Origin of the sequence: Nostoc sp. WHI (genome assembly GCF_015714725.1) — a bacterium.
Classification (GTDB): Bacteria; Cyanobacteriota; Cyanobacteriia; order Cyanobacteriales; family Nostocaceae; genus Nostoc.
In genome coordinates this window covers 1-9,883 of the sequence record NZ_WBKM01000156.1, presented here as the reverse complement: position 1 = coordinate 9,883, position 9,883 = coordinate 1, and the positions used below count along the sequence as shown (strand labels likewise).

Below are 9,883 nucleotides of genomic sequence, written 5' to 3'. Positions count from 1 at the left end.
CCCCCCCTACCATCAAACACGCTGGGAGGTGTCCCTCAGTGGCTGTGCCATCATAATTTATACTTGATTCATTCAAAAAACCACCTAAAAACCATTTACGAGACATCTGCCATCCAACACGAGTGTTGAAAGCATTATGTTTTTTTCCTACTTCTAGCCAGATTTTTTTCTGCACACTCAAGCCATATCGCCCACTGCTGTATTTTACCCACAATTGGTCAATGGTGCGTAGGTCATTACAGGGAAACTTTTCCATTGAATCAGTATCCAACCACGTTTCTTTTTCTCTGTTTGCCACTTTAAGCATAATTGCTAAAGTTTCTTGATCCGCTTCTTTCCACTTTCCAGCTTTGAGCAAATCGCGTAACCGCGTATAGTCTACACCAATCGCGTAAGAACTCAGGTCATCATTCTCCTGTGTTGCTTTTGCAGTGGTTGTTTGAGTTGCTTGCTGTTCTTTTCCCTGCCTCTCAGTTTCTTCTGGTTGGCGTTGTAGCATTTCTGCTTCTTCTCTTTGTCGTAGTCTCTTGGCTTCTTCTGTTGGAGCTAAAATTGGTTCTTCAATTTGCGTTACATCCTCATCCCTGAGTTCTAAAGACTGCTGAAACTGTTTTAATCCAATGCGGACATATTCATCTAGAGGGTATTGCGCTTGAACTGTTTTTGTAAATTCCTGCTCATAACGCCGCAGTTTATTTTTATATTCTTCTTTTTCTCGTGGTTTCTGTATCTGAACCAGTTTTTGATATTCCGCTCCTGTAGCAGAGGTAATTTCTAACTTAATCGCCGCGACATCCTCATCTCTTAGACCTAAAACATCCTGTTGGTAATCCTTCAATATCCTCAGAGTATGTTCATCTAGGGGATATTTTCGCTCAACAGCCTTGGTAAAAGCTTGTTTATAACTTTCTAAATTTGCAAATCGCCTACGGAAAGGCTCTAGAACTTCGGTTTCTATTTCCTCAGCTTTTCCATCTGTCAGTCCAAATGTTTTCCGTTTTGGCTTTAAGACTAAGAAAGCAAATTCATCTAGTTCACCATTTTGGGCATATTGTTCAACAAGCTTGCGATACTCTGCCTCTGGATTCTTTGGGGCATAGGCTAGTAAAATATTGTATCCTTCCTTATCCAGAATTATATCTGGTGTCATGTTAGGCTTGACTATTTTGACTTTTGCCTTGGCATAATCGTGCAGTTCATGTACATGAATATTGCCATCACCATTTTTGTCTGCTGCGCCTGTCTCAATTCCCTCAACTAAATACTGAGTGTAGAGCGAAAGTGTTGCACCTTCTTGTTCAAAAGAAGTTTGAGTTGCACTTGAAGATGTGAGAACAACTCGCCCCTCCGCGCCTAACTGCTTTTTGATATCGACACCGACACTTTTTGTCCGCCAACCTTGAGCGATCGCACCACTGTAGCAAGCATCTAAAATCAAAACTTGCCGTCTAGCATAGCAATTGTTTGATTGTCCTTGGATAAAATTTGCGTCTACAGCAGTAGCTTCAAAATCGTCTTTAGCCGTATTTCGAGTCGCTAAATAGAGATGATCTTGATCATTAGTAATACCATGACCAGAGAAAAAGAATAATACTAAATCATCTTTAAGAGCTTCTTTAAACAGCTTTTGAATTGCCTTTCGCATAGCGATCGCATCGGGATTAAGCAGCCGTTCAACCTGTTCAAAACCTCCCAAGTTTGGGTTTTGCAAAACTCGCTGCATAGCTTCCACATCGTTGAGAGCAGATGATAGGGGCGGGATACCTTCACCATATTCACTGACTCCAATCAGCAGCGCTATCTTCTTAGACATTTCCGCCACCCATTGCTGCGAATAAGTCTTTTGCCACTCTCTCACCTTCTAGTAGCTCTTCTCGGCTTTTAGCTTCAATGCTGACTTCTTTATTGCCAACTTTGACAGTAATTTTGATCGGTTTGTCTCCCAGGCGATCGCCCAAAAAACTTAAAAAACCTTTGACATTCTTTATACTTACTTCAGCCGTCAGCACTCCGATCAAAGTGGCAAACCCTGGCTTGCTTCCCGCTTCTGGGTTCAAATCTTCGGCGCGATCGGCCTTCTCTACCTCATCCAGATCCCTAATTTCCCGCAGCAGCTTGCTAGCTATTTTTTGCCGTCTCTCATCATCTAACTCTGGGTCATCAAGGGCAAAGGTGAATTGTACAGTGGATTCGTCTGTCATAGTAACCTTTAAAGTTTTATTATATACACGGCATCATAGACCACACCGTAAGATTCTACGATTTTGGATAAAAAAAAGATAGTCTACAAAAAATATTAAGTAAAAAATTTATTGTTTTTTAATAAAAGTCGATTTGCTATGGTCAAAGTTTTAAAGGATTCTTCGGCATTTGATTACAACTACTATAATATTTTCTGGAAATGCGCCCAGAATATGCCTTACCCTGATTTCTATCAAGCTTGGCATCAGTCTAATTTTGCTACTCGTGCAATGCGAAGGTTTGCAAAAATCCTCTTCACAAGAATAATTTGAGTACTTTTGCAGCAGCAACGTTACAAATAAAGTTGCCGCGATCGCAACAGCTTATCCACTCGTTACAAAGACAGACGCAGACTTTACGAATGTTTATCTGTTAGGAACAACAGCTTAAGCATTTATTATAAATAGATACTCATTTGCTGCGATCGCTGCGATCGTGTAATTATCATAACAAATTCTTAAAATTTAAGCTAACAAATTAAGCATTAATTATAAATGGGTACTCCAACATCGTATTTGGGTACTCCAACATCGTATTTGGGTACTCCAACATCGTATTTGGGTACTCCAACATCGTATTTGGGTACTCCAACATCGTATTTGGGTACTCCAACATCGTATTTGGGTACTTCAACATCGTATTTGGGTACTCCAATATCGTATTTGGGTACTTCAACATCGTATTTGGGTACTTCAACATCGTATTTGGGTACTCCAATATCGTATTTGGGTACTTCAACATCGTATTTGGGTACTCCAATATCGTATTTGGGTACTCCAACATCGTATTTGGGTACTCCAATATCGTATTTGGGTACTCATTTGTTATAAATGCTTGCACCTTAGTAACAACAGTTTATTTATTTCTAGCAAATGCTTAAGCAAACCTGATTAGTATAGAAGTTACCGTAACAAATGGCTTCGCTTAGTTTTTTTAGCTCATGCCTTTTGGTTGTTAGGTTTAATTATAAAATTATATCAGTGGCAGTAAACCGCCCAGCAAGCGATCGCGCAATTATGGCTATTTGCTACTTTTGTATTGCACTTGGCTCATTAAAATTCAAAATGAAAGTTTTTGGTAGGCACTTCAATTTCTTCAACTCGCCATGCAGCATAGGCAAGCGCCTCATAAATATCAGCTTCTTCAAGGTAGGGATATGCTTTGAGAATATCGCTATTACTGTGTCCAGATGCCATTAAACCAATGATAGTACCAACAGTCACACGCATTCCTCGAATACAGGGTTTACCGCCCATTACTTCTGGATTGCGGGTAATTCTGGTGATGTTTTGCATGGTTATTACCTCGCTATTTGGGGTTATTGTATTTATATATTCCCACAAATAATTAAGAGGATGAAGCAATTGAGTAACCTAGATAAAGTTTTAGATGCGGCAATGGATCTGCCTTTAGAGCAGCAAGAAATGCTGGTAAAAATTCTCAAAAACCGAATTATTGAAAGTCGCCGAGATGAAATTGCGTCAGATGCAGCAACTTCCATTGCTGAATTCCAAGCAGGTAGATTCAAAGTCCAGACTGCTACTGAAGCAATTCAAGAATTACGGGAATATCTCAATAACCCAAATGCAGCCGATGTATAGGTTGGTTATTACTAGCAAATTTAAAAGAGCGTTCCGAAAATTTGCTGACTTTTCACGGTATCTGAAAAACCTCTCTCTAAATCTCTCTCCTACAAGGAGAGAGACTTTGAATTTTCCCCCTTCCCGTGTCGGGAAGGGGGTTAGGGGGTTAGGTTTTCGTGGACTTATCCACATAACGTGAAAAGTCAGCAAAAATTTGCTCGTCGTAATGCTGACTTACAAGCCGGTATAGAAGAAACTATTGCTGCTATGGAAAATGATATATTTGCAGCTAACTTGGGTACTCACAAACTAGAGGGAAAGCTATCAGGCTTGCTTTCATGCTCTTGTGGATATGATTGTCGCATTGTTTTCTCAATGAAAACCGATGACGAGAGTGGGGAACAAGTTGTTCTTTTGCTAGACATTGGTACTCATGACGATGTTTATTAGCTTACAGTACAAGTGCGATGTCTACGACGGGCTACGCCTACGCCATTTTGTAGCAACCATCTTAAAATCCTGTTATCTTCATAACTACCACGTAGAACTCCCTAAAAAATGCCTGTTTAAAATTTTGTTAAACCCTTGGGTTAAACTATTGCTAAAGTACTCTAAAGTTTTTAATTCCTTATGACTCAATCACCAGTAAAAACTCTCTACGAAACAGACTTTGCATTGTGGATTCAGCAGACTATCAATAGCTTACAATCCCAAGATTATAGCAAGGTAGATTGGGAAAACTTAATTGAGGAGATAGAAGGATTGGGGAGGAGAGATAGACGGGAATTAGAAAGCCGTTTGACAACTTTATTTGAACACGCCTTAAAACGGAATTATGTAAATTTACCAGAATGTTATGGCGGTTGGGAAGCAACAATTAGCCGCACTCAACAGGAATTAAGTCGTATTCTTCGAGATTCTCCTAGTCTGCGTAATTATTTCTTAAATATATATGATGAATGTTATCAAAATGCGCGTAAAAACATTAGTAAGGAATATAAAATAAAATTTCCTGATGATTATCCTTTTCCTAATAATGTAGAAACATTATTGAATGAAAGTTTTTGGTGTTGAGGATCAAAGTCTTTTTAATTCTGACCTCTGACCTCTGGATTTTTATGTTTAAACTTACTCAAACCAATCTTTACCTCCTGGTAATTCTGCTAAATGATGATCAATAATCTCTGGTAGTTCTTTAGGTTGATATTGATAAGTTAAATGTAAAAGTTTTTGAGCAATATCAATCAAGAGTTCTTGATTAATCCTTTGGAAAATTTGACTAGGTTTTAACGTACCATCAAAAATTTCAGCACTTGCTGGTCGAATTGCGATCGCTATTGCTTCATCTAAATATTCTTGCCATTCATCAGCTTTAATATAGTAAGATTTTTGATTATCTTTAAGATTTAATTTGGCAATTTGAATTACTGAGTCAGAGATTGAAGCAATCCAAGAGTTAGTTAAACGCTGTTCAATTTGATTTTTAATGAGATGAATACATAATCTTACTAAAAATGCTTCTATTTTTCGCAGAGTTGCCTGTTTACTCATCTCCTCTAAATCATCAATAATCTCTAGTGCCTCATCATAACGACCTTCTAAAATACTTTGTCTTAATTCTATGAATTCTTGTGTCATATATTTTTAGGAACAGAAAGCGTGAGAGTTTTATCAAAATTAAGTAGATAAACAAAATTAATTACACAATGACTGTAAAATTCTGGTCTAATGTAAGAATTAGGGTTTAAGCAAACACTAAGCAATGCCCACCATCCAAAAATTTCTTCGTTAAACTGACTCCACTGAGGAAGCACCAAAACGATAGCCTTTACCGTAAACTGTCTGAATCAGCGTCGTTTCTCTACCTACCTCAATCTTACGGCGCAGTAAGCGAATTAATGCCGCTATCACATTACTACTGGGTTGTTCTTCTTCTTGCCAAAGATTTTGCAAAATCTGAGCGTGAGTTAGAAGTTGTCCAGTGTGTTCCATAAAGTATTGCAGCAGCTGGCTTTCTTTTTGCGATAGCTCAATTATCCGTCCTTGGCGATAGGCTACTTGATTTTCACAATCAAGTTCTAAATCAGCTACAGTCAAGCGTCCGGTGATGGTTTCATAGGCTTGAGAACCGGAACGACGCAACAAAGCACGAACTCTTGCTAATAATTCCCGTAGTTCAAAAGGCTTCACCAAATAGTCGTCTGCACCAGCATCTAAACCTTGTACGCGGTCGTCTAGAGTATCCTTGGCTGTAAGAAACAAAACGGGAGTAGTTTTACCTTGGTATCGCAATTCTTGACAAATCTCTAACCCCGTTTTTCCTGGCAGCATCCAATCTAAAATTAATAGATCATAACTACCTGCTTGTGCATGTTCGCTGCCACTTGTTCCATCATAAGCAGTATCCACACTGTAACCCTCACGAATTAACAAGCGACTCAAGGGTTCAGTTAATTCAACTTCATCATCAACTAATAAAATTCTCATGCTGCTTGTGGTAAGCATATAGAGATATTCTCAATATTATTCTGCCGGAACGTCAAGGATACTAAGAAAAAGAATGCTGACTGTTGCATTGCCAAAAGGGGAATTACTTAAAAATAGCATCCGCCTGCTACAATCTGTAGGATTAGACTTTAGCAATTTTTTGGATTCAGGAAATCGTCAACTTCAGATTACTGACGCTAAGGGACTTGCAAAAGGTTTGCTGGTGCGAGCGCAGGATGTGCCTGTTTATGTAGAATATGGTCAGGCTCAACTGGGTATTGTTGGTTACGATGTGCTGCGGGAGAAACAGCCGCAAGTTGCTCACTTGGTGGATTTGCCTTTTGGCCATTGTCGAATGTCGGTGGCGGTAAAAGCATCGAGTTCTTACCGATCGCCTTTAGATTTACCACCGCATGGTAGAGTTGCTTCTAAGTATGTCAATTGCGCTCGTGAATATTTTCACAGTCTAGATTTACCAGTGGAAATAGTGCCGTTGTATGGTTCAGTAGAACTAGGGCCAATTACTGGAATGTCAGAAGCGATCGTAGATTTGGTTTCTACAGGACGGACTTTGCGCGAAAATGGTTTGATTGAAATTGCTATTCTGTATGAAAGCACGGCGCGGTTGATTGCTCATCCTCTAAGTTACCGCCTGAATACGGGTAATTGGATTGATGTGATTGCCAAGCTGCGAGAAGCCGTTTTAGTAGGGATTTAACAGTTATCAGTTTTAGGTAGGACTTACGCATCAAGTACGAAATGTAGGGGCAATTCATGAATTGCCCCTACGGTAAATCAAGGCTTTCACTGCCTTTTTGCGTAAGTCCTGTTAGGGTAACGATCGCTCCACGGTACAGTTATATATCATGTATCCGTATTCCAAAATAAACGCAAAGAGCAGACTACACAAGGATGGATATTACAATGCCCATCCTTGTATCGACGGTAGGAAGTTTTGCACATTTGGAATGCTCTTTAATTTTGTTAACCAAAATGATCATTTTCATTAACAAAATGATCATTTTCATCAACAAAATCATAATTTTCATCAACAAAATCATGATTTTCATCAACAAAACGATCATTTTCATCAACAAAATCATGATTTTCATCAACAAAACGATCATTTTCATCAACAAAATTAAAACAGACTTCCCTAAACAGCTAGAGGCGGTGAAAAGACTAACAATTATTAAAAAAGATTAAGCTATTCTTGAGATAGGTACGCTGCTGACTAGATATTACATTTAAATTTATTAATAAAACTTAATGAAATCTGCACCAATTGATACAGAAATGGTGAGACTAGAAGCTCTCCGCCAGTATCAAATTCTTGACACTGAACCCGAAGAAGCCTATGACAATCTGGCTCAGTTAGCGGCATATATTTGTGGCACTCCCATCTCCTTGGTAAATTTTATTGATGAAAACCGTCAGTGGTTTAAGTCAAAAGTAGGCTTAGATGTATCAGAAATGCCCCGGAGTAGTGGGTTCTCATACCTTTGCCAAGAGCAGCGTAACGTTGTAGTGGTTACGGATACCCTAGCTGATCAAAAATTGGCAAACAATCCAGTAGTAACGGGCTATCCTTATGTACGGTTTTATGCCGGTGTACCCCTAATTACTCCGAAGGGAGATATGCTGGGAACTCTGTGTGTAATTGACCAAGTTCCACGGCAATTGAGCCAAAAACAATTGGAGGCTTTTGTAGCTCTAAGTCGTTTGGTAATCGACCAACTAGAACTCAGGCGTAATGTAATTGAGATATCTCAAATTACCGAGAAACTAATGACGCACGAGCAAGCAGCCCGCGCTCAATCTGAAGCTGCGAGAACGCGCATGACTAATCTGCTCGAAAGCATCACTGATGGGTTTTTTGCCCTGGATAAAAAGTGGCGATTCACCTACGTCAATGGTCAAGCAGAACGGCTGTTGCAAAAAAACCAGAATGAAATATTAGGTCAAAGCATCTGGAAAGTGTTTCCAGAAATCATCGGCACAACATTCCATCGTGAGTATCATAGAGCAATTTTAGAACAGGTAAGTGTGGAATTTGAGGAGTTTTATCTGCCACTAAACTGCTGGCTTCAAGTCCACGCTTATCCTGCAAGAGACGGCTTATCTGTTTATTTCCAAGACATTACTGAACGACGGAAAACAGCAGAAGCACTAGAAGAGAGTGAAAAACGCTGGCAATTAGCATTACATGGTAATAATGATGGGATTTGGGATTGGAACCTCAAGACTAATCAAGTGTTCTTCTCAACTCAATGGAAAAAAATGCTGGGGTATAAAGACGACGAAGTTTCCAACGGTTGGGATGAATGGAAAAAACGAATCCATCCCGATGAGCGAGATTGGGTACTCCAAGCCTTCCAAGACCACTTTGCCAAGAAAACACCGTTTTACGTCTGTGAATATCGAGTCCAATGCCAAGACGGCAGCTATAAATGGATTCTAGATCGAGGACAGGCACTTTGGGACGCATTAGGTGATATAGTGCGAATGGTTGGCTCTTATACTGATATCACAGATCGCAAGCAGGCAGAAGAGGAATTAAAACGGCAGAATCTGCGATCGCAACTATTTGCTGAAATCACTCTAAAAATTCGAGAATCTTTACAAATTGAGGAAATTCTTCAGACTGCGGTTACTGAGGTGCAAAAACTCTTACAATGTGACCGAGTTTTGATTTTTCAACTAGAGGCTGACGGTTCAGGGACAGTAGTGCAAGAAGCGGTATTGCCTGGTTGTCCGGTCATTCTAGGAAAAAATTTGCTCGACACTTGCTTTAAAGAAGAATACTTAGAAAAATATCGCCAGGGAAGAGTTAGTAAAATTGAAGACATTGAATCTGCTGATATTAATCCCTGCCATCGAGAATTTCTTGTGCAGTTTGCTATCAAAGCTAATCTTGTAGTGCCGATTCTTGTTAGGGAAGGTATTTGGGGCTTGTTAGTGGCTAATCAGTGTGCTGCACCCCGACAGTGGAATAACTTTGAGACGGAGTTGTTGCAGCAACTAGGTAATCAAATTGGAATTGCTTTATCTCAAGCGCAACTATTAGAAAAAGAAACCCAGCAAAGTCAAGAACTGGCGCGTTCCAATGCCGAATTGGAACAGTTTGCTTATGTTGCTTCCCATGATTTGCAAGAGCCGTTGCGGATGGTAACTAGTTATTTACAGCTACTAGAGCGAAGATACAAAAATAAACTGGATGCCAACGCTGATCAGTTTATCACCTACGCTGTAGATGGGGCACGCCGGATGCAGACGCTAATTAATGATTTGTTGAACTATTCCCGCGTCAGCAGCCGTGGACAGCCCTTTATGCCAGTTGATGGTAATGTTGTATTAGGAGTTGCGATCGCTAATCTCCAACTTGCGATCGCGGAAAGTAAAGCAGTTATCACTTATGATCCTCTACCTGAAGTGAGAGCTGATGCTACCCAATTAATACAAGTATTTCAAAACCTCATTGGCAACGCGATCAAATTTTGCCAGAATCAGCAGCCACAAATTCATATTGGGGTAGTGAGAGGGGATGAGGGAGTAGGGAGTAGGGAGTGGGG

12 protein-coding genes are annotated in these 9,883 nt (G+C 39.8%); 7 read left to right on the top strand and 5 right to left on the bottom strand.

Going from position 1 to position 9,883, the window contains the following annotated elements:
• Both F8S12_RS16555 and F8S12_RS16550 read right to left on the bottom strand, forming a co-directional pair.
• Positions 1–1,813, bottom strand: a 1,813-nt coding sequence (locus F8S12_RS16555; RefSeq protein WP_196517241.1) for a caspase, EACC1-associated type, incomplete at its 3' end; no start/stop codon positions are given.
• On the bottom strand, positions 1,806–2,201 hold the full coding sequence (locus F8S12_RS16550; protein WP_196517240.1) for a hypothetical protein: 396 nt from the start codon (positions 2,199–2,201) through the stop codon (positions 1,806–1,808). The genes F8S12_RS16550 and F8S12_RS16555, both read right to left, overlap by 8 nt.
• Positions 2,202–2,339: 138 nt before the next feature.
• Here F8S12_RS16550 and F8S12_RS42340 point away from each other — a divergent pair, with 138 nt between their 5' ends.
• Positions 2,340–2,513: a hypothetical protein gene (locus F8S12_RS42340; protein ID WP_442946805.1), complete on the top strand. Its 174-nt coding sequence runs from the start codon at positions 2,340–2,342 to the stop codon at positions 2,511–2,513.
• A 215-nt stretch (positions 2,514–2,728) separates the two neighbouring features.
• A complete protein-coding gene (locus F8S12_RS42335; RefSeq protein ID WP_442946806.1) occupies positions 2,729–3,121 on the top strand; it encodes a hypothetical protein in 393 nt (130 codons plus the stop codon).
• 172 nt (positions 3,122–3,293) lie between these two features.
• On the opposite strand, the gene F8S12_RS16545 is transcribed toward F8S12_RS42335, so the two are convergent.
• Positions 3,294–3,536 (bottom strand): DUF433 domain-containing protein, encoded by a 243-nt coding sequence (locus F8S12_RS16545; RefSeq protein ID WP_196517239.1) that lies wholly within the window; start codon positions 3,534–3,536, stop codon positions 3,294–3,296.
• A gap of 60 nt (positions 3,537–3,596) precedes the next feature.
• On the opposite strand from F8S12_RS16545, the gene F8S12_RS16540 reads away from it, so the two are divergent.
• The 3 genes from F8S12_RS16540 to F8S12_RS16530 all read left to right on the top strand — a co-directional run bounded on the left by F8S12_RS16540 (position 3,597) and on the right by F8S12_RS16530 (position 4,898).
• Positions 3,597–3,842 carry a hypothetical protein gene (locus F8S12_RS16540; protein WP_196517238.1) on the top strand — a complete coding sequence of 82 codons (246 nt, stop codon included), beginning with the start codon at positions 3,597–3,599 and terminating at the stop codon, positions 3,840–3,842.
• Between the two features lie 177 nt (positions 3,843–4,019).
• Positions 4,020–4,274, top strand: a complete 255-nt coding sequence (locus F8S12_RS16535; protein WP_196517237.1) for a type II toxin-antitoxin system RelE/ParE family toxin — start codon at positions 4,020–4,022, stop codon at positions 4,272–4,274.
• 180 nt (positions 4,275–4,454) lie between these two features.
• Entirely contained in the window at positions 4,455–4,898 is a 444-nt protein-coding gene (locus F8S12_RS16530; protein WP_196517236.1) for a DUF29 domain-containing protein, read from the top strand.
• 54 nt (positions 4,899–4,952) lie between these two features.
• On the opposite strand, the gene F8S12_RS16525 is transcribed toward F8S12_RS16530, so the two are convergent.
• Complete coding sequence (locus F8S12_RS16525) at positions 4,953–5,462, bottom strand: DUF29 family protein (protein ID WP_196517235.1); 510 nt, start codon at positions 5,460–5,462, stop codon at positions 4,953–4,955.
• Between the two features lie 150 nt (positions 5,463–5,612).
• Complete coding sequence (gene rppA / locus F8S12_RS16520) at positions 5,613–6,311, bottom strand: two-component system response regulator RppA (RefSeq protein ID WP_196517234.1); 699 nt, start codon at positions 6,309–6,311, stop codon at positions 5,613–5,615.
• Between the two features lie 73 nt (positions 6,312–6,384).
• Between rppA and hisG the strand changes: the two genes are divergently transcribed.
• The gene (gene hisG, locus F8S12_RS16515; RefSeq protein ID WP_196517233.1) at positions 6,385–7,029 is read left to right on the top strand and encodes an ATP phosphoribosyltransferase; all 645 of its coding nucleotides are present in this window, start codon (positions 6,385–6,387) and stop codon (positions 7,027–7,029) included.
• A gap of 551 nt (positions 7,030–7,580) precedes the next feature.
• Positions 7,581–9,883, top strand: a 2,303-nt coding sequence (locus F8S12_RS16510) for a GAF domain-containing protein (protein WP_196517232.1), incomplete at its 3' end; no start/stop codon positions are given.

What these genes read in the sequence shown, in the direction of transcription:
- F8S12_RS16525 (WP_196517235.1), bottom strand. Translation starts at nt 5,462, where the DNA reads ATGACACAAGAATTCATAGAATTAAGACAAAGTATTTTAGAAGGTCGT.
- F8S12_RS16540 (WP_196517238.1), top strand. Translation starts at nt 3,597, where the DNA reads ATGAAGCAATTGAGTAACCTAGATAAAGTTTTAGATGCGGCAATGGAT.
- F8S12_RS16530 (WP_196517236.1), top strand. Translation starts at nt 4,455, where the DNA reads ATGACTCAATCACCAGTAAAAACTCTCTACGAAACAGACTTTGCATTG.
- F8S12_RS42340 (WP_442946805.1), top strand. Translation starts at nt 2,340, where the DNA reads ATGGTCAAAGTTTTAAAGGATTCTTCGGCATTTGATTACAACTACTAT.
- F8S12_RS16545 (WP_196517239.1), bottom strand. Translation starts at nt 3,536, where the DNA reads ATGCAAAACATCACCAGAATTACCCGCAATCCAGAAGTAATGGGCGGT.
- rppA (WP_196517234.1), bottom strand. Translation starts at nt 6,311, where the DNA reads ATGAGAATTTTATTAGTTGATGATGAAGTTGAATTAACTGAACCCTTG.
- hisG (WP_196517233.1), top strand. Translation starts at nt 6,385, where the DNA reads ATGCTGACTGTTGCATTGCCAAAAGGGGAATTACTTAAAAATAGCATC.
- F8S12_RS16550 (WP_196517240.1), bottom strand. Translation starts at nt 2,201, where the DNA reads ATGACAGACGAATCCACTGTACAATTCACCTTTGCCCTTGATGACCCA.